18 protein-coding genes and 1 pseudogene are annotated in these 25,000 nt (G+C 63.8%); 13 read left to right on the forward strand and 6 right to left on the reverse strand.

Annotated features, from left to right (window positions below; genetic code table 11):
- Positions 1–14 precede the first annotated feature (14 nt).
- From GV044_RS15150 to GV044_RS15160, 3 genes are all read right to left on the reverse strand, one after another.
- Positions 15–935 carry a 3-keto-5-aminohexanoate cleavage protein gene (locus GV044_RS15150; RefSeq protein WP_159872355.1) on the reverse strand — a complete coding sequence of 307 codons (921 nt, stop codon included), beginning with the start codon at positions 933–935 and terminating at the stop codon, positions 15–17.
- 72 nt (positions 936–1,007) lie between these two features.
- The gene (locus GV044_RS15155) at positions 1,008–1,775 is read right to left on the reverse strand and encodes a tyrosine-protein phosphatase (RefSeq protein WP_159872357.1); all 768 of its coding nucleotides are present in this window, start codon (positions 1,773–1,775) and stop codon (positions 1,008–1,010) included.
- Between the two features lie 66 nt (positions 1,776–1,841).
- Positions 1,842–3,455 carry a class I adenylate-forming enzyme family protein gene (locus GV044_RS15160; RefSeq protein WP_159872359.1) on the reverse strand — a complete coding sequence of 538 codons (1,614 nt, stop codon included), beginning with the start codon at positions 3,453–3,455 and terminating at the stop codon, positions 1,842–1,844.
- A gap of 154 nt (positions 3,456–3,609) precedes the next feature.
- Here GV044_RS15160 and GV044_RS15165 point away from each other — a divergent pair, with 154 nt between their 5' ends.
- The 10 genes from GV044_RS15165 to GV044_RS15210 all read left to right on the forward strand — a co-directional run bounded on the left by GV044_RS15165 (position 3,610) and on the right by GV044_RS15210 (position 16,962).
- Entirely contained in the window at positions 3,610–4,710 is a 1,101-nt protein-coding gene (locus GV044_RS15165) for a hypothetical protein (protein WP_159872361.1), read from the forward strand.
- Position 4,711: 1 nt separating this feature from the next.
- On the forward strand, positions 4,712–5,545 hold the full coding sequence (locus tag GV044_RS15170) for an SDR family NAD(P)-dependent oxidoreductase (protein ID WP_159872363.1): 834 nt from the start codon (positions 4,712–4,714) through the stop codon (positions 5,543–5,545).
- A gap of 299 nt (positions 5,546–5,844) precedes the next feature.
- Positions 5,845–8,079, forward strand: a complete 2,235-nt coding sequence (locus tag GV044_RS15175; RefSeq protein ID WP_159872365.1) for a TonB-dependent receptor — start codon at positions 5,845–5,847, stop codon at positions 8,077–8,079.
- A 145-nt stretch (positions 8,080–8,224) separates the two neighbouring features.
- Positions 8,225–9,244 (forward strand): hypothetical protein, encoded by a 1,020-nt coding sequence (locus GV044_RS15180; RefSeq protein WP_159872367.1) that lies wholly within the window; start codon positions 8,225–8,227, stop codon positions 9,242–9,244.
- Positions 9,241–10,704: a phosphotransferase family protein gene (locus GV044_RS15185; RefSeq protein ID WP_159872369.1), complete on the forward strand. Its 1,464-nt coding sequence runs from the start codon at positions 9,241–9,243 to the stop codon at positions 10,702–10,704. Before GV044_RS15180 ends, GV044_RS15185 begins: the two co-directional genes overlap by 4 nt.
- Complete coding sequence (locus GV044_RS15190) at positions 10,704–12,143, forward strand: phosphotransferase family protein (protein ID WP_159872371.1); 1,440 nt, start codon at positions 10,704–10,706, stop codon at positions 12,141–12,143. The genes GV044_RS15185 and GV044_RS15190 overlap by 1 nt, the downstream gene beginning before the upstream one ends.
- A 13-nt stretch (positions 12,144–12,156) precedes the next feature.
- Positions 12,157–13,371, forward strand: coding sequence for a hypothetical protein (locus GV044_RS15195; RefSeq protein ID WP_159872373.1), 1,215 nt, complete (start codon positions 12,157–12,159; stop codon positions 13,369–13,371).
- Positions 13,372–13,446: 75 nt separating this feature from the next.
- Positions 13,447–14,520 (forward strand): phosphotransferase family protein, encoded by a 1,074-nt coding sequence (locus GV044_RS15200; protein ID WP_159872375.1) that lies wholly within the window; start codon positions 13,447–13,449, stop codon positions 14,518–14,520.
- 386 nt (positions 14,521–14,906) lie between these two features.
- Positions 14,907–15,635 (forward strand): hypothetical protein, encoded by a 729-nt coding sequence (locus GV044_RS15205; protein ID WP_159872377.1) that lies wholly within the window; start codon positions 14,907–14,909, stop codon positions 15,633–15,635.
- A 10-nt stretch (positions 15,636–15,645) separates the two neighbouring features.
- On the forward strand, positions 15,646–16,962 hold the full coding sequence (locus GV044_RS15210) for an NAD(P)/FAD-dependent oxidoreductase (protein WP_159872379.1): 1,317 nt from the start codon (positions 15,646–15,648) through the stop codon (positions 16,960–16,962).
- A gap of 49 nt (positions 16,963–17,011) precedes the next feature.
- Here the strand turns inward: GV044_RS15210 and GV044_RS15215 are convergent, their stop codons facing one another.
- On the reverse strand, positions 17,012–18,124 hold the full coding sequence (locus GV044_RS15215; protein ID WP_159872381.1) for an alkene reductase: 1,113 nt from the start codon (positions 18,122–18,124) through the stop codon (positions 17,012–17,014).
- 100 nt (positions 18,125–18,224) lie between these two features.
- On the opposite strand from GV044_RS15215, the gene GV044_RS15220 reads away from it, so the two are divergent.
- The 3 genes from GV044_RS15220 (at position 18,225) to GV044_RS15230 (ending at position 21,364) form a co-directional block, all read left to right on the forward strand.
- A complete protein-coding gene (locus tag GV044_RS15220) occupies positions 18,225–19,751 on the forward strand; it encodes an AMP-binding protein (protein WP_159872383.1) in 1,527 nt (508 codons plus the stop codon).
- A gap of 240 nt (positions 19,752–19,991) precedes the next feature.
- Positions 19,992–20,699 (forward strand): CoA transferase subunit A, encoded by a 708-nt coding sequence (locus tag GV044_RS15225; RefSeq protein ID WP_159872385.1) that lies wholly within the window; start codon positions 19,992–19,994, stop codon positions 20,697–20,699.
- Positions 20,699–21,364, forward strand: a complete 666-nt coding sequence (locus GV044_RS15230) for a CoA transferase subunit B (RefSeq protein ID WP_159872387.1) — start codon at positions 20,699–20,701, stop codon at positions 21,362–21,364. Before GV044_RS15225 ends, GV044_RS15230 begins: the two co-directional genes overlap by 1 nt.
- A gap of 222 nt (positions 21,365–21,586) precedes the next feature.
- Here the strand turns inward: GV044_RS15230 and GV044_RS22240 are convergent.
- Together GV044_RS22240 and GV044_RS15240 are read right to left on the reverse strand one after the other, a co-directional pair.
- Positions 21,587–22,918, reverse strand: a pseudogene (locus GV044_RS22240) (CaiB/BaiF CoA transferase family protein).
- Between the two features lie 572 nt (positions 22,919–23,490).
- On the reverse strand, positions 23,491–24,783 hold the full coding sequence (locus tag GV044_RS15240) for an acyl-CoA dehydrogenase family protein (RefSeq protein ID WP_159872389.1): 1,293 nt from the start codon (positions 24,781–24,783) through the stop codon (positions 23,491–23,493).
- Between the last annotated feature and the right edge of the window lie 217 nt (positions 24,784–25,000).

Consider the following 25,000-nt stretch of genomic DNA (forward strand, 5'->3'; position numbering starts at 1 on the left):
ATGGTTCTTGACGGTCAGAAAGCCACTTGGTCGCCGCCCTTCAGCGCGAGGATTTCGCGTGCCTCGGCAGGCGTCGCGATCTCGCCGCCCAGCCCTTCGATGATCTGGCGCACCTTGGTGACTTGCGCCGCATTGGTCTGAGCAAGCTCGCCCTTACCGAGCCAGAGGCTGTCCTCCAGCCCGACGCGCACGTGCCCTCCCATGCTGGCAGCCATGGCGGCGACCTTCATCTGGTTAACGCCGGCGGCCAGCACGGACCAGCGGTACTGGTCGCCGAACAGGCGGTCGGCGGTGCGCTTCATGTGCATCACGTCGTCGGGATGGGCGCCGATGCCGCCCAGCAGGCCGAAGCAGGTCTGGATGAACAGCGGGCCTTGGGCCAGGCCCTCCTTCCAGAAGTAGTGCAGGTTGTAGAGGTGGCTGGTGTCGTAGCACTCGAATTCGTAGCGTGTGCCCGTCGCGTTCAGCGTCTCCATTGCATAACGGATGTCCTTGAAGCTGTTGCGGAAGACGAGGTCATGGCTCGCCTCCAGCATCTCGGGCTCCCAGTCGTGCTTCCATTCGCGGCTGCGCTTGAGCATCGGGAACAGGCCGAAATTCATCGAGCCCATGTTGAGGCTGGCCACTTCGGGCTTCCACGTCTCGGCCGGCTTCACCCGGTACTCGACGGGCATGTAGGGCGAGGCGCCCGTGGTGATGTTGACCACCACGTCGCTCGATTGCTTGATGACCTTCAGGAACGGCTCGAAGTCCTCGGGCGTGTGCACCGGGCGACCGTCCTGCGGATCACGCGCGTGAAGATGGACGATCGCGGCACCCGCCTCTGCTGCCTCCAGCGCGCTCTGTGCGATCTGCTCCACCGTAAGGGGTAGGTAAGGCGACATCGAAGGCGTATGGATTGAGCCAGTAATGGCGCAGCTGATGATGGTCTTCATGCTTCCTCTTCCGCGCGTGCCGCTTAGTAGGCTTGTACTATGCGGTGAGATAAGATGGTAGCGTACTATCTGTCAATCGCCGGGTGCATCGGTGAGATAGGCGGCGCGCAAGCCTTCGAGGGCCGACTCGCTCGCGCCCTGCGCCACGAGATACGCTTCGATGCTGCCGTGCCGCTCGCGCACCGCGTCCAGCGCTGCGCCGATGTACGCGGCCTTCACCCCGATCAGTGCACGGACCTGGCCTTCGTCCGTTTGCCCACCCGTGGGGATGTAGCGTTCGCGCACGTGCTCGCGCAGCTGCTCCATGCCCAAGCCCTCGTTCGAGCGCAGATAGTCCGCCACGATGGCAGACTCTTCGACACCGAGCACCGCGAGGATCAGCGCGGCGAGGGTGCCGGTGCGGTCCTTGCCGGCAGAGCAGTGGATCAGCGTGCGGCCACCGCTTCGGGCCATGCGCTCGATCGCGGTGACGAACAGCGGGGCGTAGTTGGGGTCGAACGGCAGCTGCGAGTAGAACGACGCATAGGCAGCATCGATCGCTTCCAGATCCGAGCCCGAGCGGCGCATGATCTGCAGGTGCGGCGCGTCGTGGTCCATTGCATTGTCATGAAAGATCACACGCGCGGCATCTCCCTGGCGCCAGGGCGAGACGTGCTCGGTGCGCTCGTCGAGGTAACGCAGATCTACGACGAGGTCGAAGTCGTACGCGAGCATCGCTGCGATCGCCGCGGCATCGAGCCAGCCCAGGTGGCCGCTGCGGAAGAGGCGGCCGCGTCGGACATAACGTCCGTCTGCGGTCCGCTGTCCGCCGAAGTCGCGGAAGTTGATGGGCGTGCTCACGTTTCCGCCTCCGCCTGGCTCATTGTGATGCGCACGCCGATCCTGATCCGGTCTCGTGACGCCTCATTACAGCTTTTGCGTGTGCTCATCCCGCAGGATGAACTTCTGAACCTTGCCCGATGCATTGAGCGGCAGCGCGTCGAGAACCTGCCAGAACCGCGGGACCCGATGCCGCGCGATCCGTGCGCGTAGCCATTCGGTCAGCGCGTCCGTATCGATGTTGCGGCCGGCGCGCGGCACCAACGCGGCGGCTACCTGCTCGCCCCAGCGCTCATCGGGCAGGCCATAGACCGCGGCTTGCGCCACGTCCTCGTGCGAGACCAGCACGTCCTCGATCTCGCGCGGGTAGATGTTCTCGCCGCCGCGGATGATCATGTCGCTCTTGCGGCCGGTGATCTGAATGTAGCCGTCGTCGCGCATGCGGCCGATGTCGCCGGTGTGCAGCCAGCCGTCGCGTTCCAGTGCCTCGGCGGTCCTCTCCGGCATCTCAAAGTAGCACAGCATCGTGGAGGGCGAGCGGATGCAGATTTCGCCCGGCTCGCCACGAGAGAGCACGCGGCCGTCTTGCGTGTCAACGATCTTCACCTCTGACAGGGCGAGCGGCCCGCCGACACTGTTGGACACCTGCTCGTCGGTGTCGCCGCGGCGGGTGGAGAACATCGCTCCGCTGGCCTCAGTCTGACCCATCAAGCTGGCGACTTCGGCGCCGATGCTCTCGCGCACGCGGCGGATGAGATCGGGCGCGACCGCGCTGCCGCCGGCGACGATCAGCTTGAGCGAAGACAAGTCGACAGTTGCGATCTCAGGGCACTCCAGCATGGCGACCAGCATCGTCGGTACTGCCATCGTCAGCTCGACTCGGTAGCGCGCGATCGCCTCGAGCACGGCGGCCGCCTCGAACTGAGGCTGCAGCACCTGCGTGCCGCCCGATGCAAGGGCGCCGAGCGTCATGGTCACACTGCCGCCAACGTGGAACATGGGCAGCAGGTTGAGCCAGACCGCTCCTTCGCCCGCCTCCAGATGCCGCGCGGTGAGCGCCGCATTGTTGACGATCCCACGGTGCGATAGCATCGCTGCCTTGGGCTTGCCCGAGGAGCCGGAGGTGAACAGGATCAGCGCTGGATCGGACGGCAGCACTTGCGGCAGCGGCTCCTCGCTGTGCTGCGCGCGGAACGCGTCCCATTCGTCCAAGTACGTGACGATCTCCAGCGCCGGCAGGACTTCGCGCAGCGCTTCAATCACCACTTGGTTGTCGAGCCCACGATAGATGCGGTCGAGGAACAGCCCGCGCGCGCGGCTCGTCGCCAGCGTGTATTCGACTTCGAGCGAACGGTTGCCCGGGTTGATGGTGACCAGCGTGACGCCGGCCAATGCAGCACCCAGCTGCAGCAGGAGGATCTCGGCACTGCCGCAGGCCCAGGTCGCCACCCGGTCCCCCGGCGCGAAGCGGGCGAGGAGGGCAGCCGCAGTGGTGCGTGCCTCCTGGTCCAGTTCCTCGTACGTCCAGCGCCGCTCGCCATGGCTAGCCTCGGAGCTTGCATCGGCCGGCACGATCAGCGCCGCGCGGGTCGGGAAGCGATGCGCCTGGCGCGCAAGCAGCTCGCCGACCGAGAGGTCGAGCAAGGGCGCATCCGTTGCGCCTGCTGCGATCGCGGCGTCCGGTGAGATCGAAAGGGTCACGCGTCCTCTTTCCCTGTCTGCATCTTTGGTCGCACCCGCCAGCAAAAAGGTTCGCATGCGAACTTGACCACCGCTGAATATCCTCCGTATCATAGTAAGCGCAACCTAAAATGTCGTATGGTACAGTACGACAAATTGTAAGGAGTGGATGGTCATGAGGACGCCCTATCGCATCGCGGTGGCGGGACCTGGAGGACTTGGCCTGTGCGCGATCCGCGAAATCCAGCGCCTGCCCGAACTCGAGCTTGCCGCCGTTCTCGCCTATTCGCCGCATAAGGATGGCGTCGACGCGGGCGAACTCGCTGGCATCGGCCCGGTCGGTGTCAGTGCCACGACCAGCCTCGACACGTTCCTCGACACCGAGATCGACTGTGTCCTGCACTGCGGCCGCGATTTCGGTGACTGGCGCACGGACGACGAGATCCTGCGCATGCTGGAGAGGGGCGTCAACGTGGTGACCATGCTGCCCTACCACTTCCTGCAGTCACGTGGCGCGGAGATCGCCGCGCGGTTCCGCGCCGCGGCAGAGAAGGGCGGGGCGACCCTGCATGGATCGGGCATCACCCCGGGCTTCTTCAACGAGCGCTTTGCGATTGCTGCGACCGGGCTCGTCAACGACGTCACCCACATCCGCTTCGCCGAGTTCTTCAACATCGGCCCGGTCGTAGGCGGCGGCGATATGCTGCGCATGTTCGGCTTCGGCTCGCCCAAAGCGCAAGTGGAAGGCAATGATGCCGCCGCCGCCATGGCCGAGGCCTACCTGCGCCAGCCGATCCTGTTCTACGCCGATCAGTTCGGCATCGACGTAGAACGGATCGAGCGCACCGCTCGGCTCGCGGAGACCGATCGGGCGCTCTCCGAGCCGGTCATGTCGATCGACCCGGGCACCGTAGGATTGGTGTCCTATGCCTGGACGGGATACAGCAAGGGCAAGCCGTTCTATACCACCGAGGTTTATTGGTATCTCGGCGACTCCATGCGTCCCGACGAGTGCCCGGTAAACGACTTCTGGCTGATCGAGATCGAAGGGCGGCCGTCCCTGCGTATCACCGTGGCCGGGCAGGCCTCGTACCAGGAGAACGTCTATATCAAGCCCGACGAGCCGACGCCGCCGGGCTACATCATGACGGTGGTGGCGATGCTGCAGGCGGTACCCGCGGTGGTGGAGGCTGCGCCAGGCCTCCTGCTACCGGCATTGCCGCAGTTCCACTGGAAGCCTGACATGCGCGTTGCGGTGCCGGGGAAGGCGCGCTGACATGGCGACCATCCTCATCACGGGCGCCGCGGGTGGCATCGGGCGTGCCCTTGTCGAGCGCTCGCTCACGCGCGGTGACCGGGTCATCGCTGGCGTGCGCAACCCTGACGAGACGCATGGCTTTGGCGCCGGCCCCAACCTGCTTGTGGTGCCGCTCGACGTGTCGGACACCGGCTCGGTCGACACCGCTTTCGCTCAGGCGGACAATTGGCTTGCGGGTACGCCGCTCAACGCGGTGGTGAACTGCGCGGCGATCTGTCCGCTCGGTGCGGTCGAGGTGCAGTCGGAGCAGGTGATCCTCGACACGCTCAACACCAACGCCGTCGGCTCGGCGCGCATGATCCGTGCCGCTTTGCCGCGACTGCGCGGGCACGATGGACGGATCGCGCTGGTGACCTCGCTGTGGGGACGCGTTTCGGGACCGATGCTCAGCGCCTACTGCGCTTCCAAGTTCGCAATCGAGGCGATCGTGGATTCGGCCCGTCGCGAGATACGCGGCCAGGATGCGCGCATCATCCTGATCGAACCGGGCGTGGTGCGCACCAAGCTGGTGGACAATCAGGTGGCCGACGCCAACCGCGCTGTCGGTGCGCTCGCCGGCGAGCAGGCGCGGATCTATCGCGCGCTCTACGAAAGCTACCATCGCATGATCGCGAAGAACTCGGGCGGCGGCATCTCGGCCGAGGAGTGCGCGCGCCAGATCCAGGATGCGGTCTTCGCACGGAACCCGAAGGCGCGGTATCGAGTCGGGATGGATGCCAAGGCGGTTTCCGCGTTGGCACGGGTTCTGCCCGACAGCGCGCTCGATGGTGCGTTCAAGATGCTCATCAAGTGACTTGGCTTGGCGGTCGGTCGCAGCGCAGATGGGTCGCCGGCGTACGAAAAGCGTGCACATTTCAGCGGCTATCGATCCCGTGGCGCCTGCATCTCTCACTGGAGATGAACACGGCTTTAGGAACAATCTAGGAGGACGATCCTACGCAATCGTGCTTGACAAGTAGTAAGCCAGCGTATCTATATCGGGTCACCGAGGCGGAAGCCCGACGGCAAACATGGTTCTGCAAAGCGCGGCGGACGTACACGATCCGCGAAGCCCGAAAGGCGCGCGAGCAGAGGCAGGAGGAGGAGGACGACATGAAGGCGATCAAGAAGCAAGTTCTGATGTGCACGGCGGCGGGCGTCGCCCTGGCTGCCACCGCCAGCCCCGCGTTCGCGCAGGCAGCCGGCGCGACACCGCCTCCGCCACCACCCACCACGGATCAGCCCGCCACTGCCACCACCGGCATCGGTGACATCGTCGTCACCGCCCAGCGCCGTTCTGAGCGCCTCCAGGACGTGCCGATCACGGTCAATGTGGTGACCGGCGCTGCCCTCAGTTCGTCTGGCGTGTCGCTTTCGAGCGACCTGCCGACATTGGTGCCGGCGCTGAACTTCTCGCACGTGGCGGGTGCGGGCACGGTGTTCCTGCGCGGCGTGGGTTCTAACGCCGCCAACCCGAACGACGAGCCCTCGGTCGCGACCTATATCGACGGCGTCTACATCGCCTCGCCCTATGCCAACATCATGGACTTCAACAATCTCGAGCGCGTCGAGGTGCTGAAGGGTCCGCAAGGCACGCTGTTCGGTCGCAACGCGACCGGCGGCGTGATCCAGCTGATCACCCGCGATCCATCGTTCGAGCCCAAGTTCGAGGCGCAGGCGGGCTATGGCAACTACGACACGATTTCCGGCTCGGTCTATGGCTCGACCGGACTGGGCGATGTGGTCGCAGTCGACATTGCAGCTCAGGCGATGGATCAGCGCGACGGCTGGGGCTACAACGCCGTTCGCGACGAGGACACCTACAAGACCCAGAGCAAGTCGATCCGCTCAAAGATCTTGGTGCAGCCCTCCGATGACTTCCGCATGGTGATCGCGGGGGACTGGTCCGAGATGAAGGGCAACTTCGCCGACTACCGCCTGCCCAAGGGCGCGATCGGCGCAGACGGCCAACCTTCGCCGGCAGACGGCTATGACACGCGCGGCGTCATCACCAGCTTCGGCCGCGTACAGGCGCCAGAGATCAAGAACCGCCAGTACGGCATCTCGGTCCACGCGGATGGCGACATGGGCTTTGCCAATCTCGTCACGATCTTCTCGTATCGCCATCAGGACGGCTACTACTTCGCCGAGGCCGACGCGACGCCGTTGACCTTGGTCGAAGCCAGGCTGCCGACCTACCAGCGCAACATCTCGGGCGAAGTGCAGGTGGTTTCGAAGCCCGGTTCGGCTTTCGACTGGACGGTGGGCGGCTACTACTATGACAGCACCGCGGGCTACCGTAACTTGCTGTTCGTGGTGCCCTCTGTGCCGGTACCGATCTCGGCAACGACGCTGCAGAACACGCGATCGGTCTCCGGCTACGCGCAGGCCACTGTCGAGGTGCTGCCCCGGTTGAAGATCACCGGCGGCATCCGCTACACGGACGAGAAACAGACGCTGAAGGGCAATGTCGGGCTCGTCGGCGTGCTCCCGAACTTCGCGGTGAATGGCGCTGAGCGGGGCTACAGCGAGTTTACCTATCGTGCATCGGTCGACTACGGCTTCAGCGACGACGTCCATGCCTATGCCAGCTTCAACCGCGGCGTGAAGGGCGGCGGGTTCGACGTATTGTCGATTTTCAATGCGCTGGGCGGCGCGCCGCTGACCAGCTTTGATCCGGAATTCCTCAACGCCTACGAAGTGGGCTTTAAGAGCACGCTGCTCGACAAGACGTTGCGCCTCAATGCGGCGGCGTTTTATTATGACTACAGCAACATCCAGGTGCAGGTCATCCCTGCTGGCGCCACCAGCGCGGGCGTGGTCCAGACGACGAACGCGGCCTCGGCGAAGATCAAGGGCATCGAGACCGACTTCGAGTGGCGCCCGATCGGAGGTCTAAGCATCTCCGGCGGCGCGGCCTATATCCACGGCCGTTACGGCGACTTCCAGAACACCGTGTCATACGGCAACTCCGCCGGCCAGATCGTTGCTCCTTACGACGCGAGCGGCAATCCTACTGTGCGCACGCCCAAGTTCACCGGCAACTTGACGGGCGCCTACGATTTCGAGGGTACTTGGGGCAAGCTGACGCCTTCGGTTACCGTCAGCTACAACAGCGGCTTCTCGTTCGGTGCGGACAACATCCTGCGCAACGATGGCTACACCATGCTCAACGCCTCGCTGGCCTACACCACGGCCGACGAGAAGTACGGCATCCGCGTTTGGGGCCGCAACCTGCTCGACAAGTACTACCTGGCGCAGGGCGTGCCATCGGCATTGGGCGCGCTGACCACGCCGGGCGCTCCGCTGACCTACGGCGTGACGCTGAACGTCAAGTTCGGCAGCTGACGATCACGGCGCGGCTGGACGGCCATGGGGCATGTCCAGCCGCCAGCCGACACCACTGCGCGGTGGCTGAACAGCTATCGCCGTATTCTTGCTGGTCGCGTTCTTCTGTTGGAAGACGGACCAAGGAAACATCGGAGTTCGGCCCGTGACTGACCAGCCCTTCTATCTCGCCAACAATACTGGCCTCATCCAGGCTCGGCCCGAGGACGATCTCCTGCACCGCGAGGTGAACGCCGGGATCGAAGGCGATACGCTGACCGAAACCCAGTACTTCGGCTTCAATGTGCCGGAAAAGAACATCCATGGCCTGACGTACCTGTGGCACCACCCCAACCTCAACGTGGTGACCGGCGGGCTGATGGTGTTCCAGGGCGTGAAGCCGATCAGCATGGCCGCCGAACTGTTCGACTTCCGCATCTACATGAACGACACGGTGCTCGATAACGACATCCACGACTACCGACTGGACAACGGCTTCGGCGTCAAGATCCTCGAACCCAATAAGCGTTTCCACCTGACTTACGAGGACGCGGCGCGCGGCAATGCCATCGATCTCGTGTCCGAGGCCGTGACGCCGGTCGCCCTGTTCGGCGACGGCAAGCACTTCGAGCAGGGCATGAAGGTGCGCGGCACCTTGAAACTGCGCGGCGAGGAGCACCAAGTCGACTGCTTCAACGTGCGCGACCGCAGCTGGGGCAAGCTGCGCCCCGAGGCGCTGATGCCGATGCCGCCGGTCTCGTGGATGACGGGTTCGTTCGGCGAGGACTTCATCTTCAACTGCAACCTGATGGACCACGTCGGCAGCAATCCGCAGATCACAGCCCCGTTCGAGATCCCGCAGGACAAGGCGCTTAACGGCGGTTGGGTGTGGCGCAACGGCAAGCTGTCGCTGATCACCGCCGCGCGCAAGGAGATCCGCCGAGACGACCGTACCTTCCAGCCGCAGGAAGTCACGCTGCACCTCACTGTCGAGGATGGCAGCACCTTTGTCGCGCGTGGGACGCTGGCCGCTAGCTGCCCCTACGCGACCTGGACCAACATGCACGCCAACATCTCGCTGATCCGCTGGGATGTCGAAGGCCGGATCGGGTACGGCGACATGCAGGACGTGATCTGGAACGACTTCGCTTATTCGGTGGCCAGCAAGGCGCTGGTGCCCGCATGACCGATCGGCGCTCCGCCAATCTGCTCGAGACCGCCGTCGTCACCTTGCGTGGCGAGATCTTGCCCACGATCGACGACCCGGTCAGCCGCATCAAGCTCGATCATGTGACACGGCTGCTGTGGGACGTGTCCGCTCGCCTCACCCGGCGCGAGGACAGCCTGCGCACGCTGTTGCGGCAGTTGTCCTCCATCGTGCCGGTCGACGTGCCCGGCCCGGATGCCGGGCTCGATGAACTTGAGGCTGCGCGCCGCGACGCCGAAGCGAAGGTCGGCGAACTGCTGCCGCACTGGGTCGGGGCTGGCGATCAGTGCGACACCGAGGCCATTGCCGGGCTGGTGGAGGCGGAGAAGGGCTTCTACGTGTCGCAGGACCCCGACGTGGCGGACGGCAGCACCGTCGTCTACCGTGGTGGCCGCATTGAGCATGAGCGGATCGGGGCGCCCTTGGCCAACGCTTTTCCCGAGCTTACCGCGGAGAGCCTGACCGGCTACGTTCGCGGCCGTTTCGGCCGCGAGAACCTCCGCGTCAGCGATGTCCGCAGCATACCGGGAGGGTTCTCCAAACAGACAGTGTTCTTCGCGCTAGAGGATGACACAGCCGGTACGCGCGATCTGCTGGTGATCCGCAAGGACCTGCCGGTGCCGCTGATCGAGAAGACGGTGGTGAACGAGTTCCCGCTGCTCCAGGCCCTGTACGCTCAAGGCTTCCCTGTTGCCGAGCCGTTGTGGCTTGAGGCCGACGCGAGCCAGTTCGGCGGCGCTTTCCTGGTCTCGCGTCGGGTCGCCGGCAGCAACGACGCAAGCCGCTGGGGCAGCGACCCCGAACTGGCCGACGCTGCCTGCCAGAAGCTGGCGCAAGTGCTCGCCACGCTGCACGCCTTCGATCCCGCGGCGCTCGGCCGCGAGGGCGCGCAGCTGTCGGCGGGCGAGCACATGGTGCGCGAGGTCGACGCCTGGATCGACCTGTTCCGCCGCAAGCGGGCCGAGGCCTTTCCGCTGCAGGAGCTGCCGCTGCTGTGGCTCAAGGCCAACGTCCCGGCTCCCTTGTTCGATCGACCGGCCAAGCTGATCCACGGCGATGTCGGCTTCCACAACCTGATGTTCGACGACTTGGGCACCGTCACAGCGCTGCTCGACTGGGAGTTCTCGGTTCTCGGCGATCCGACGCAGGACTTATGCTTCGTGCGCCAGTTCGTCGAGCCGCTGGTCGGCTGGGACCGCTTCCTGGCGCTCTACCTCGAAGCGGGCGGCACCCCGCCGTGCGAGGAGGCGGCGTTCTTCTACGACTTATGGACCCGCACTCGCAACGCCGTCGGCTGCGTCGACGCGCAAACGCTGTTCGACAACCACATGCCCACCGAGATGCGCTTCGCCCTGGCGGGCCACATCTTCGCGCCATACATGTTCGTCGACCAGTGCGAGACCTTGCTCAGCCATTTGCCGGCCGAAGCGAGTGCGTGATGGCCATGGTTGAGGGCGCGGCCCGGCTGGTTCCCACCACCGACCGGCTGCTGCGGGGAGTGCTCCATGGACTCGCCAGCATCGATACCGAAGGCCGGCCCGACGTCGTGCACACGCTTGGTATGGCGGCCCTCGCCTTGTCGCATCTGGTCGAGCGCCAGAGCCCAGGCGCGGTGCAGTCGCTGCAGACACTGGAAGGCGAGATCCTGGCGCTGCTAGCCGCTCGCGGTCAAGTCGAGCAGAATAATCCGCCCGCCGACTACGACACCGCTGTCGATCGGCTCACCCACGCCATGGACCGGCTTCGCCGCGCCGTCTCGCAAGCGGCGGATGACCATGATTTCTTCGCCAGGGCCGAGCAAATGGAGGCGCGTTTCTACGCTGCGCTCCTGCCACGCAGCGCTGAGCCTGATGCGACGCCTGCTCCAAGGCTGGAGGCAGAAAGCTTTGAGGCCTATCTCCTGGCCAAATTCCCGGGCCAGTACCGGCGGCTCGCGGCCTTCAAGAGGCTAGTGGGCGGATTCCAAAAGGACACCATCCTCGTCGAGGCCGAACTCGCCGATGGCGGCGCTGTGCCGATGGTGATCCGCGCGGAAAAGGACGACCGCTTCGTCCGCTTCACCGCCAGCGCAATCACCGACGAGCACGCGATCGTGCACCTGCTGTGGAAGCGCGGTGTGGCCGTCGCCGAGCCATTGTGGCTGGAGGCGGACGCGTCAATGTTGGGCCAGCGCTTCATGGTTTCCCGCCGCGCGGTGGGCGGGAACACCGGCAGCGCGTATGGCAATTCCGCTCCGTTCCCCGACGCGCTTACGGACTCCTTCATCTCCACGCTGGCGCAGATCCATAACCAGCCGCTCGACGAGGCTCTGCTGGCGACGCGTCTGGGCGAGTGGAGCGGGCAGGTCAGCCTTGCCGAGAACACCCGCGCCGAGATTCTCGCCTGGCGCCACCAGATCTGGCTGCGACCAGCTCCAGCCTCACCCAGCTTCGCGCGCGTGTTCGACTGGTTGGAGGCCAACGTCCCACCCGACGACGAACCTGCGCGCGTGCTGCACAACGACTATGGACCGCACAACATCCTGGTCGATGGCGACCACGTCTCGGCGGTGCTCGATTGGGAAATTGCCCGGATCGGCGATCCGGCCGAAGACCTGTCGTTCTTTCTCCAATGCGCGGGCAGCGCCATCGATCGCGAGCAGGCGCTGGCCCGCTACCAGGCGCTCTCTGGCAATCGCATCAGCCGCTATCGTCTCGCCTACTTCGACGTGATGAGTGTGGCCAAGGTCCTCGTGTCGACCCTCTCGGCCGCGGCCATGTATCAGCGGACCGAGCCTGCGCTGATCGACTGGTTGCAGATGCCGTTGCTCTCGCACGGGCTCTACCAACCCCTGGTGGAAGCCAGGATCGCACAGGCGGACGCGCTGCGCGGAACATGACCGGAGACATGCCTTGCTGACACCCTACGACGAATATCCCGTCCACCAGGCGCCGCTGCCGTTCAGCTACATCCCTTCCACCGACTACAGCTGGGACGAGGGCTACTGGTTCGCGGTGTTCAACCCCGAGGAGAAGGTGTTCCTGGGCATTGGCGCGCGCGTCAATCCCAACACTGACATGTTCGGCGGCTATGCCATGATCAACGTCGATGGCATTCAGCGCACGGTCCGCTTCAGCCGCACCTGGCGTAGCAACTTCGAACTCGATCTCGGCCCGCTGCACATCCGCTTCCCCGAGCCGATGAAGAAGATTTCGCTCACGCTGGACGACAACGACAGCGGCATCAGCTTCGACCTGCTGTGGGAAGGCACTTCGGCGGCCTACCAGGAGGAGCGCCAGACAGTTGTCCACCGCGGCCGACGCACCACCGACCAGACGCGCTACTCGCAATCGGGCAAGGTCCACGGCACGATCCGGCTGGCTGATCGCACCTGGGCGCTCGATCCCGAGAAGTGGGTCGGTGGCCGTGACCATAGCTGGGGCCTCTATGTCGAGCGTGCGCCGCTCGCGCCGCCGGTGCACCTGTTGCCGCCGCGCCAGGCGCCACAGGGAAAGCCGCGGGCGCTGCGTGTGTGGACATGTTTTCGCACCGGACCGGTCAGCGGGTTCTTCCACATCCACGAGGATGCCGACGGTGAGCAGGGCCAGCTTGATGACCCCTTCGGCGCGCCGTTCGGCGGCGTGTTCAGCGTCGCGGGGCGCGAAGGCGTGCTACATCTCGCCGGCGGCCGGCACAAGATCGCCTACCGCGAAGGCACCCGGATCGCGACCCATGCCGTGCTCGACCTTACCGACGAGGAAGGCGGTGCCTGGCAGCTGGAGCTGACCCCGGTGGCAATGCCGTGGATGCCCGCGACGCTGGGCTATACGCCGGGCAGCTGGAAGGACGGCGGCACATTCCACACCTACCACGGCTCGGAGGAACTCGCGACCGAGTGGGACGAGTTCGACTTCCGCGAGCAGCCGGTGGTCCACGTGCCATACAAGCTGACCGATCCGAACGCGCCGGACAATTTCGGGCTGGGCTTCAACTTCGACAAGCCGCTGATCGGCATCGAATACCTGACTCACGCGGTGCTGCGCACCCCGTCCGGCGAGGAGCATGTCGGCGGCGCGCACTTCGAGCACTACGTGAACGGCGCCTACCGGCCCTACGGGTTCGAGTAATCGGTTTGACGGAACTGCTGCTGGCGATTAGGTTCGCTAGCTAACGAAATTAAGCATAGCGCAGGAGAGTTAAGTATGGCCGAAACCGCTCGCGTTCAGGACGTGCTCGATGCGGTCATCTCGACCGGGCAGGCCGGCCGCCAGACCATGGACCTGCAGCTGATCGAGGACTTCATCTCGGCGCAGCCCGGGGTAGAGGGCAGGGCGAGCGTCGGAGACGTGCGCGGCAACTCCAAGGTCGGCGCATCGAGCGGCATCGTCATGTTCACGGCGCAGTGGGACGACGGCACGCAGCGGCGCAAGCAGGATCTGGTGCTGCGCTACGCGCCAAGCCACGATGCGCGCATCTTCTATTCCTACGATCTCGCACGCCAGTTCCGGGTGCAGCAAGCGGTGCAGGGCTGCGGCGTGCCGGTCCCCAATGCACTATGGCTCGATGCGGACGGCAGCCAGCTCGGCGTGCCGGGCTACGTCATGGAGATGAGCGCGGGCGAGGCGCCCAACCCGTCCGCGTTCGCCGTGGGGCCGATGGCGCAGGCTTCGCCCGAGGATCGCGACAGCATGGTCGACCAGGTGCTCGGCGCTTTGGTGGCGTTCCATGGGCTCGACTACCAGGCGAAGGGGCTCGGTGACTTCGCCATGCCGGCCGCGGGTGCCACGCCGATGGAGAAGTGCATCAACTGGTACTGGGACACCTGGGAATGGATCGACCAGCCCAACTTCTCGCGCATGGTACCCGTGCGCCAGTGGCTGCTCGACAACGTGCCGGTCGGCGGCGAGACTCTGACACATGGCGACTCCACGCTGCACAACTACATGTTCGTCGGCAACAAGCTGAGCAGCGTGCTCGACTGGGAGATGTCGTGCATCGGGCGGCCCGAGAACGATCTGGCGCTGCAGACGGTGGGCAACGAGCTGTTTGCGGCGCCGCCCGAGAGCGGCTTGCCGCAGCCGCCGAGCCAGGCCGAGTGGGTCGAGCGCTACGTCCGCCTCGGCGGGCGCGAGCCGCAGGATCTGACCTACTATCGCCGGCTGACCGGCTATATGATCAGCATCGCGATCACCTCGGTCCAGCGCGGCATGCCGCAGGACGTTCGCGACGCACAGAAGGGCTTCATGGATCAGGTCTGGCGGGTGATCGAGGGGTGAAGGGCAATCCTGGCTGATGCCTTGACCCAGATGTTCACCTTCCTCGCCTCGTCGCTCCGAATCGAATTCGGGGCGACGTTGGCGATGATCATTCCGGTTCTTGCGCATGCCGTGAGAGGTTCAGCCGCGTTAGGTCAAAGCCTACCAATCCGTTGATGTCGCTCAAAGTCGAGACACGCCAGCGCTGTGCTCTCGTGTCTCGACTTCAAGCGACGCGAATGCATATGGATGAGTCACTCGAACGCGCCAATGTCTAGTACAAACATCCAAACAGCTTGCCAGCGACAATCTAGTTCGCTAACAAACCAAATGTCGTTGCCTGGCGATAAGACCAGGAACGTCAGGAGCGGCTCGGCGAGCGCGCCGCATGGAGGGCGATTGTGATGATGAGCGAGTCTGCGCGCCGGCGCATCCAGATCTTCTGCGCCTGGGGCGGCTTCTGGTATATGGGCGTGCTGTTGCTCGGCTGGGCGCTGATCGCCGGCTTCCTGCCGCCGCATCACCCTTCCGCCAGCGTGTCGGAGATCGCTGCGATCTACCAGGGCAAGGTCACTCACATCCGCATCGGCATGGTGTTCCTGATGATCGGTGCGGCCATGTGCACGCCGTTCACCGCCATCCTCGCGCAGTATATCGCCCGAATTGAGGGCAAGCCCGGCATCCTCACCTATTCGGTGGTGATGGGTGGCGTCTGCAACGTCGTTCTGACGTTCTACCCGGCAATCTTCTGGCTCGTCGCCGCCTACCGGCCCGAGCGTTCGCCCGACATCATCTACATGCTCAACGACTGGGCATGGATGCAGCTGATCGGCGGCGCCTCGATCTTCTGGCCGCTGCAGCTGGGCATGGCAATCGCCGCGCTGTGCGACCGCAGCCGCGATCCGGTGTTCCCGCGCTGGTCCGGCTGGGCCGCGCTTTGGCTGTTCTTCATGCTGCTGCCCGACCAGCTGCTGTTCTTCTTCCACTCCGGTCCCTTCGCCTGGAGTGGCTTGTTCGGCATCTGGATCCCGGTCGGCTCGTTCGGCGGCTGGTTCGCGCTGACCTCGGTGCTGATGATCCGGGCGATGAAGCGCGGCGTCTACCCCGACGCCAATCCCGAAGTGATCCCGGGCTGAGCACGCAACGATGAAGGCCGTCGTCATCGGATCAGGGTTCGCCGGGCTCGCCGCCGCGTACCGGCTACAGAAAGCGGATTGGGAAGTTATTGTGCTGGAGGCGGCCGACGAGATCGGCGGCCGCACTCGCAGCTTCCGCAAGCAGGGTTATCTGCTGGAGCGCGGTGCCACCCAGCTCTCGACCGGCTACAAGGCCTACCTCGCGCTCGCCGAGGAAGTCGGCATGGCCGACCAGATCGCCGAGTGCAGCAACACGATCATGCTGATGCGGCAGGGCCGGCTCTACGAGATCGATGGCACCAAGCCGCTGCGCGCGCTGCTGAGCGGGGCGCTCAGCTGGCGCTCGAAGCTGACCATGGTGCGCGCGGTGCTCGACTACTTGAAGCATCGCCCCACCGACGTGCTCGATGTCAGCGAGGCGCATGCCGCCGACACAGAATCCGCGCAGGATTACACGCTGCGCCGGCTCAATCGCGAGATTTATGACGTGCTGGTGGATCCGCTGATCCGCACTTACACGATCAACCGAGGCGCTAATGTCTCGGCGCTGGAGTGGTACTCGGGCCTTGCGAACCTTGCCGGGCAGCGCATGCTGGCGCTGCGGGGCGGGATCAACGCGTTCCCCGCCAAGCTCGCCTCGCTGCTCGACGTCCGGCTGTCGAGCCCGGTGCGGGAAGTGCGCAAGATCCCGGGCGGCGTTCGCGTCTCTCAGGGCGAGGATGGCGAGATCGAGGCCGATGCCTGCATCGTCGCCACCCGCCTGCCGGAAGCGGCGGCGATGCTGCCCGAAATGGCCGAGGTCATCGCGCCGCTGGATCGCGTCCTGCACTATAACCGGGCGGTGAACGTTTATCTCGGCTACACCCGCCGGACGAACACGCAAGCGCTCGGCGTTCTGGTGCCGGTGGTGGAGCATCCGAACATCGGCCTTGTCTGGCTGGACCACAACAAGCTCGCCGAGACCGCGCCGGGCGGCCATTCGCTGATCACCTGCTACTTCGAGGAAGGCGGTCTCGACCAACTGGCCGCACGCTCGGACGCCGACTTCGTGGAGATCGCGCAAAGGTTGGTGGAAAGGCTGTTCCCGGAGCTTGCCGGCACGCGCGACATGGCCGAAGTGCTGCGCTGGGACCGCGCGATCCCCAATCCCGCGCCGGGCGTCTACAAGGCGATCCACACGATGAAGCACCGGCTCGACCCCGCCTCCCCGATCCAGCTGGCGGGCGACTACTTCACCTGCACCGGCCAGAACTCAGCGATCCATTGGGGACAGGTCGCCGCGGGCAATCTCATCCATCACATCGGGCGATCCAACGCCGAAATGTGAGCGCCTCCGAAGGTTTTGGCGGCTATTCACCGCCTCGCGGTGACGCTCTTCAGCTGACGTGGACGGGATAGTCGGTGTAGCCCGTCTCCTCGCCGACATAGGCATAGTCGAAATTTGCCAAAGCAATGGGGGCGCCGCTGCGAAAGCGGGTAACGAGATCCGGATTGGCGATGTAGGGCCGCCCGAACGAGATCGCGTCCGCCTTGCCTTGGGTGATGAACTGCGCCGCCGTGGCTGCGTCAAAACTGCCATTCTGGATCACCTTGCCGCCGAATGCCGCACGCAGGTCGTCCAGCACCGGTCGCTCCGGCTTCTCCATGAACCCTGAGGCGATTGGCTCTATTAAATGGATGTATGCGAGGCCGAACTCACGCGCCACCGCGCCGACGGCGCGGGCGAGGGCGCCGGGGTCACTGTCACCCATGCCCTTGCGTTCGCTCGTCGGACTGATGCGCAAGCCGATGCGGCCCGGCTCCATCTCGGCCGACACGGCACCCAGCACCTCGCGCAGCAGCCGCACGCGGTTCTCTACAGGTCCGCCATAAGCGTCGCTGCGTTGGTTGGTCTTGGACTGAAGGAATTGGTCGATGATGTAGCCGTTGGCCCCGTGCACCTCGACCCCGTCGAAGCCTGCTGCCGCTGCATTGCGAGCACCCTTGCCAAAGGCGGCGATAACGCGATCGATGTCGGCCTGCTCCATAGGCCGCGGCACGACATATCGTTTCATCGGCAGGAACAGACTGTCGTCACCGTGAGGTCGCGGCGCGAAGGTCTCGCCTTCACCGGCGATCGCCGAAGGCCCGATGGGCTGCTCGCCGCCGATGTAGTCGGGCAATACGAGCCGCCCCATGTGCCATAGCTGAAGTACCATGCGCCCGCCACGCGCGTGCACGGCCGAGGTGACGGCACGCCAGGCGTCTACCATCTCGTCCGTCCAGATGCCGGGCACCCGATACCAGCCCATGCCCAGGGGATCGACGGCAGTCGCCTCCGAGACGATCAACCCGCAGTCGGCGCGCTGCGCATAGTACTCGCCCATCATCGCGGTGGGCACGTTGCCCTCTGTGGCCCGCGCTCGGGTGAGCGGTGCCATGATGACACGGTTGGGCAGCTCCAGCGCGCCGAGGGTCACGGGCTCGAACAAGGCGGCAAGATCAGTCATCAGAGTATCCCGTAGAGAATGCTTGCGACAAACTAGTTCGCTGGCATATCAAATCAACCCCAATCGCGCATAAGGCTGGGGCGAGGCGAGGACAGGCGACATGGAACAGGATTCCAGGACTGCGCATCCTGAAGCGGTTGCCCGTCGGGCGCCGCTCCAAACGGCGCTGCAGATGGCGGATACCGGCGAGGCGCTGACTTACGCGCAATTAACATGCTCGGCTCATCGGATCGGCCGGGCGCTGGCAGGGCTGGGTCTGGGAGTGGGCGCCACTATCGCCTGCCTGATGAGCAACGCTCCCTCCTTGTTCCAGGTTGTCTGGGCGGCGAAGAACAACGGCTGGCGTTACGTCATGGTTGGTACGCGTTTGAACGCTGCCGACATCGACTACATCGTCCGCGATTCTGGCGCGACCGCACTGATCTGCACCGCCGACCTTGCATCGCGCATCGTTGATCTGAGGCTCGAACCGGAGGGCATCCGGATGATCTGCGCCGACGGAACGCTGCCAGGGTTTTGCGACCTGCGCGCGCTGGCTGCGATCGAGCCCGCGACGACGCTGCCCGGACGCAAGCGGGGCGCTTCAATGCTCTACTCTTCGGGCACGACCGGCAGGCCCAAAGGGGTGAAAGCTATGCTGAGCGACGTGCCTCCCGAAGTGCCACCCCCGCGCCATGCTGGGCTGCTCGCCGCCTACGGGCTCGATTCGAACACCGTATTTATAACCGCGGCGCCGCTCTATCACGCTGCACCCTTGCGGATATCCATGGCAGTGCAGCGTGCCGGCGGAACAGTGATTGTCATGCGCAAGTTCGATGCCGAAGCGATGCTCGCCGCGATTGAGCGAACAGGCGCGACCCACGGCTTTTTCGTCCCTACCATGTTCCAGCGCATGCTCGACTTGCCTGACGCGGTACGTGCGCAGTACTGCGTCACCTCCATGCGCCACGCGATCCATGGCGCTGCACCATGTCCAGTCGCGGTCAAGCGTGGGATGATCGATTGGTGGGGCCTGGTGATCGACGAGTTGTATGGCGGCACCGAGTCGATCGGCCAGACCTTCATCAACGCTCAGGAGTGGCTCGCGCATCCCGGCTCCGTCGGCCGTCCGCCGCCACACGTGCAGGTCAAGATCGTCGATGCGCAGGGCCGCATTTTGCCGGCGGGCGAGACGGGGCTGATACGCATGCGCAATACCCAGCGCTTCGCCTATCACGGCGCTGCCGCCAGCCCTGGCGCCGAGGACTACGACGCCGAAGGCTACGCATCACTGGGCGACATCGGCTATCTCGATGCCGATGGCTACCTCTACCTGACTGATCGCAGCAGCAACATGATCATCACCGGCGGCGTCAACGTCTACCCGCGCGAAGCGGAGGATGTGCTGCACAGCCACCCGGCGATCGCTGATGTGGCGGTCGTCGGCACTCCCGATCGAGACTTGGGCGAGGTGGTCACCGCACTGATCGTGCTTAAGCAGGGTTATAGTTCAGATCGAGCGATGCAGACCGGACTTCTGGACTTCTGCGTAGCGCGGCTGAGCCAATATAAGTGCCCGAGAAGCATAATATTCGTTTCAGACTTACCAAGGAATGAGATGGGAAAGCTCATGAAGTGCCGAGTGTAGTGTTTATGTCTGAACAGGGGCCTCGTATTTCAACCAGTCCAAGAAGTAGGCTGTGAACTCATAGAACGATGTCTGTTCCGCGCACGGCTAGTCGTAGGTATGCTGCCTCCGACATGGGGAAAGATGACGGCATGCGAGTTTGTGGAAGCGTGCAAGGCAGTTGAACGATGAAGGTAGTTGCGCGTCAACACCGACGCGATGTCCGGAAAAGATCTCCGCTTGGGAAGGGAAATATCGTCGATGAAGAAGGTCTACCCCGATGCCACTGCCGCGCTGGACGGTTTGTTGCGCGATGGCCTGCTGATCGCCAGCGGCGGTTTCGGCCTGTGCGGCCTGCCCGAGCGGCTGCTCGATGCCGTGCGCGACAGCGGCATCAAGAACCTGACGTTCGCCAGCAACAACGCCGGCATCGACAACGAAGGCATCGGCAAGCTGCTGCGCACCAAGCAGGTCAGCAAGATGATCTCGTCTTACGTGGGCGAGAACAAGGAGTTTGAGCGCCAGTACCTCTCGGGCGAGCTGGAAGTGGAGTTCTCACCCCAAGGCACGCTGGCCGAGCGGATGCGGGCGGGCGGTGCGGGCATTCCCGGCTTCTACACCAAGACCGGCGTGGGCACGCTGATCGCCGAGGGCAAGGAGACCAAGGTCTTCAACGGTGAGGAGTACGTGCTGGAGCAGGGCATCTTCGCCGATCTGGCGCTGGTCAAGGCCTGGAAGGCGGACGAGACCGGTAACGTGGTGTTCCGCAAGACCGCTCGCAACTTCAACGTGCCTGCCGCGACTTGCGGCAAGGTCTGCGTGGTCGAGGTAGAGGAAATCGTGCCTGTCGGCAGCCTCGATCCCGACGCGATCCATTTGCCCGGCGTCTACGTCCAGCGCCTGATCCTGGGCGCGCCCTACGACAAGAAGATCGAGTTTGTGACCACGCGCGAGAGGGAGGCCGCCTGATGAGCTGGAACCGCGACCAGATGGCCGCTCGCGCTGCGCAGGAGCTTGAGGACGGCTTCTACGTGAACTTAGGGATAGGCATCCCGACGCTGGTGGCCAACCACGTGCCCGCCGGCATGACGGTGACGCTGCAGTCTGAAAACGGCATGCTGGGCATCGGACCCTTCCCCTACGCGGACGAAGTGGACGCTGACCTCATCAACGCGGGCAAGCAGACGGTGAGCGAACTGCCGCATTCCGCCTACTTCGATAGCGCGCAAAGCTTTGCCATGATCCGCGGCGGGCACATCGACCTTGCCGTGCTGGGCGCCATGGAGATCGCCCAGAACGGCGACATCGCCAACTGGATGATCCCGGGCAAGATGATCAAGGGCATGGGCGGCGCGATGGACCTCGTCGCCGGGGTCAAGAAGATCATCGTCGTGATGGAGCACACCGCCAAGGACGGCAGCCCCAAATTCATCCCAGCGTGCACCCTGCCGCTCACCGGCCGGAACGTCGTGGACATGATCGTCACCGACTTGTGCGTCTTCGCCCGGCCCGATCACGCGAGCGCGTTCAAGCTGGTGGAGCTTGCGCCGGGCGTGAGCGCCGATGAGGTCGCGAGCAAGACCACGGCGAAGTACGAGTATGCATCTTCAACATCTACAGTCAGGAAATGCTGAACTTAAATAACGTATGCTATCTAGTGATTAAGGATGGGGGGCACCAGGCGCGCGGTCGGCGCGGGCAGCTTGCCTGCATCAACATGCCGGTAAGAGGGACCTGTGGATTCGAATCCTACGCCAGGAATCAACCTGAACGGACAAGCACTTGAGATCCGAAAAGTTTTTTTGCGAGGTATGGTTTAAGGTATAGCGCTCCAGCGCCTCAGAAATTCTCCAGCGTCATACGCAACTTAGATGCTGAGTTCGGATCCCACCCTCGTTCTCGCTAAGACCGGCGAGCTCAAGGTAATGAGCGGTATGCTCGCCCAAGAAGGGCGCGCGACTGTCAACCTTGCCGGCTGTACGCGTATGCTTCACCGGCACGCCGGCCACGCGGATGGGGCTGTCGGCCCCGGGTTGCTCGATATCCACGATCATCTCTCGTGCGGCGAAATGCGCGCTTTGTTCAATCTCGGCGATGTTGAGTACTGGGCCGAACGGGATCTTGCCGCCAACGAGCTCGGTCAGTTCAGCCTTGGACAATGCGCTGGTGAAGACGCTGAGTTCCTCGATGAGCGCCAGGCGATTGGCACCTCGGTCGGCGAAGGTCAGGAAACGCGAGTCCTTTGCGAGATGCGGAGCGTCGAGGAGGACGGTGAGCTTTCCAAAGAACTCGTCCTGGTGCGCGCCCAACGTTATCCAGCCGTCGCGCGCCGGGAACATTCCGAATGGGCAGAGAAAAGGATGGTGGTTGCCTTCCGGACCTGGAACGAGACCTTGAACGGAATGCTGCCAGACCATGCGCTCGCATACCGCAAGGATGCAGTCGACCATCGACACGTCGACGAACTGCCCCTCTCCGGAATTGCGCGCTTCATGGATCGCGCTGAGCAGGCCGAAGGCGAGGAACATCCCAGGCACAATATCGCCTACTCCAGGCCCTATTTATATAAGTGTGGCGCCATTGGTACCGGTCAGCGCCATGATACCGCCCATTGCCTGGGCGACCACGTCAAAGGCCGGCCACTCGCCATAAGGGGACTTGCCGGTGCGCTTGTTGCCAAACCCGCTGAGTGCGCCAGAGACGAGACGCGGGTTGATCTCCCGCAGCGCCTCGTAACCGAGACCAAGGCGCTCCATCACGCCGGGGCGGTAGTTCTCGACGATTGAATCGGCATCCCTGACGAGCGCGCGCAATGCCGCCCGTCCACTCTCCGTCTTGAGATCGAGGCAGACGCTCTTCTTGTTGCGATCTATACTTTGGAAATAGCCGCCGAGCAGGCCGAGCGTGTCATCCTCTCGAAAAGGACCAGCCGCTCGAGTCATGTCGCCGGAAGGCGCCTCGATTCCAATCACCTCCGCACCATGATCGGAAAACATCATGGTACCGAACGGCCCGGCTAGCATCTGCGTCAGATCGATGATTCTGAGGTCTGAAAGAGAGCCGAAGGAGGATAGTGATCTCATGACCTGGCTTTCTCCCTTGAACACTGAGCCGTCACCACCGCATCGTAAGGTTCGCGCCTCAAGATGGTGATCTGATCGACGTCCGACGATGTTCTTCTTCTTCATTTTGGATCGCGTGCTGCGCGCCGGGGTAGCTATACTCAATATGTTCGGTCAGGTGAGGATATAGAAGCACCTCATCCGAGTACACGTTTGCATCTGCCACTTATCAGTCCGCTAATATGGCTCAGGCGCACAGCAAAAATGTGCCTCGACGATCATCCATTATACTTGTGGCTTAGAGTAACGCATGGAGCGCGCATCGCCGTAGATCGGCGAGGACTGCCAAGCAGAGCCTGGCTGGGCCACGGTCTCCGACATCGCACCCTTTCCGTCACTCTCCCATCGGCTCGCGATTGAACAACCGCGATGCTCCGTGATGACCAGCCGGCTAGCTCAAGTCCAGGCGTTCGCAATCCGCAAGCGTGCCACTGAGATCGTCTAGTTTGACGAGATTTGCTCTAATCGAGAATCCAATTCTCGCCACCTCGCCATCTAGCGCGGGGTTCGAGGATGTCCTTCATGTGCATGGACAAGGGCCAGCTATCGTCGCCGATACGTCGGAGCGCGGGCGCACCCAGCCGCGGCGAGCAGGGCATGCGGTGGTTGCGCTTCCCCGGGTGCGCCCGCTTGGCGCATCAATCCTTTTGCGCAGTCTTCTTGCGCGGGCCCGTGTAGCCGAACAGGTATCCAGCCACCTTCCGCATCTGGATCTCTTCAGAACCCTCGGTGATCCGGTAGCGCCGATGATGACGATAGATATGCTCGAACGGCTTGTGGCGTGAATAACCGATGCCGCCGTGAACTTGCATGGCGCGATCGGCGGCCTCGCAGACGAGGCGGTTTGCCCAGTAGTTGCACATGGACACGCGATCCGACAGCTGCTGCTCAACTTCTTTGTGGTCCAGACGATCCATTTCCCAGGCGGTCTTATAGATCAGCAGCCGCAGCATCTCGCACTGCGTCGCGATCTCGACGAGGGGGAACTGGATTGCCTGGTTACGAGCGAGGTCATGACCGAAGGTCTTGCGCTCGCGGGCATATCGCAGGCTTTCCTCGAGGCAGAACGTGGCCGCCCCTAGCGACGAAGCGGCCTGGCGGATGCGGTTCTGATGGACGAAGCTCTGGGCGATTGCGAGACCACCGCCAAGAGGCCCCAGCATGGCGCTCTCGGGCACCCAGCAGTTCTCGAAGGTCATTCGTGGGTGATCGGTGGGCATGTTGAAGGTCCACAGGTATTCATCGATGCGCATCCCCGGAGTATCGCGGGGTACCAGCAGACAGGTGATGCCGCGCGCGTCTCCAGGCTCACCGGACGTGCGGCAGAATACCGCGCAATGGCTGGCTGTGTGCATACCGCTGATCCACATCTTGGCGCCATCGATGCGCCAACCTGCGACTCCGTCGCGGGTCTCGGGAGTGCCACGTGTCTCCATGTGCGTGGCGTCAGAGCCGTGCATCGGCTCGGTCAAGCCGAAGGCGACACGGCGTGTGCGTGCAAAGCCGCCGAGGATGAATTCTTCTTGTTGCTCGGGCGTGCCGAAGTGCTCGAACATAGCGACGAACGGGAAGTTGCCGACGATCGAGTGCTCGTTCTGCAAGTCGTTGTGAAGCCCCAGTCCCATCTGGGTGAAGCGGTCGCGGATCACGGCCATCCACAAATTCGATCCGTCGCGCCCGCCAAACTTCTTGGGTGCCGAGAAGCGCCAGTAACCCGCCGCTTCGGAAAGGGCGGTTGCCTCATCAAGCAGAGCTTCCCATTCGTGCCGCGGGAGACCGCCATTCTCGAAGTCGGTGCGCGCATACTCGCGGCGATGATCGAAGAAGCGCACGTTGTCGTCTTTCGCCTCAAGCGGACGAATCTGGGTCGCAATGAAGTGGTCCAGCTCATCGAGGAAGTTCAGAAGATCCTGCGGAAGATCGAAATTCATGCGATGTCCTCTCCATGGATCCTGGCAATCATTCACGACATCCGCTGTCAGACTCCTGACAGGATGATCTTGTGACGTTGCTTTTGGGCGAAATGCCGGCTTTCCTTGTGGCCTCGGCGTGTATCACCTCCGCTATTTGACGCAAACTGTGCTTCGATTTTGTGAGACGCGCATCGGCTTACGAAAGGGAGCGTGAAGCCACATCTCCTGCGGAAAA

The sequence above is a fragment of the Novosphingobium sp. 9U genome, from assembly GCF_902506425.1.
GTDB lineage: Bacteria > Pseudomonadota > Alphaproteobacteria > Sphingomonadales > Sphingomonadaceae > Novosphingobium.

What these genes read in the sequence shown, in the direction of transcription:
- GV044_RS15185 (WP_159872369.1), top strand. Translation starts at nt 9,241, where the DNA reads ATGACCGATCGGCGCTCCGCCAATCTGCTCGAGACCGCCGTCGTCACC.
- GV044_RS15225 (WP_159872385.1), top strand. Translation starts at nt 19,992, where the DNA reads ATGAAGAAGGTCTACCCCGATGCCACTGCCGCGCTGGACGGTTTGTTG.
- GV044_RS15205 (WP_159872377.1), top strand. Translation starts at nt 14,907, where the DNA reads ATGAGCGAGTCTGCGCGCCGGCGCATCCAGATCTTCTGCGCCTGGGGC.
- GV044_RS15165 (WP_159872361.1), top strand. Translation starts at nt 3,610, where the DNA reads ATGAGGACGCCCTATCGCATCGCGGTGGCGGGACCTGGAGGACTTGGC.
- GV044_RS15200 (WP_159872375.1), top strand. Translation starts at nt 13,447, where the DNA reads ATGGCCGAAACCGCTCGCGTTCAGGACGTGCTCGATGCGGTCATCTCG.
- GV044_RS15170 (WP_159872363.1), top strand. Translation starts at nt 4,712, where the DNA reads ATGGCGACCATCCTCATCACGGGCGCCGCGGGTGGCATCGGGCGTGCC.
- GV044_RS15190 (WP_159872371.1), top strand. Translation starts at nt 10,704, where the DNA reads ATGGCCATGGTTGAGGGCGCGGCCCGGCTGGTTCCCACCACCGACCGG.
- GV044_RS15240 (WP_159872389.1), bottom strand. Translation starts at nt 24,783, where the DNA reads ATGAATTTCGATCTTCCGCAGGATCTTCTGAACTTCCTCGATGAGCTG.
- GV044_RS15175 (WP_159872365.1), top strand. Translation starts at nt 5,845, where the DNA reads ATGAAGGCGATCAAGAAGCAAGTTCTGATGTGCACGGCGGCGGGCGTC.
- GV044_RS15220 (WP_159872383.1), top strand. Translation starts at nt 18,225, where the DNA reads ATGGAACAGGATTCCAGGACTGCGCATCCTGAAGCGGTTGCCCGTCGG.
- GV044_RS15210 (WP_159872379.1), top strand. Translation starts at nt 15,646, where the DNA reads ATGAAGGCCGTCGTCATCGGATCAGGGTTCGCCGGGCTCGCCGCCGCG.
- GV044_RS15215 (WP_159872381.1), bottom strand. Translation starts at nt 18,124, where the DNA reads ATGACTGATCTTGCCGCCTTGTTCGAGCCCGTGACCCTCGGCGCGCTG.
- GV044_RS15230 (WP_159872387.1), top strand. Translation starts at nt 20,699, where the DNA reads ATGAGCTGGAACCGCGACCAGATGGCCGCTCGCGCTGCGCAGGAGCTT.
- GV044_RS15150 (WP_159872355.1), bottom strand. Translation starts at nt 935, where the DNA reads ATGAAGACCATCATCAGCTGCGCCATTACTGGCTCAATCCATACGCCT.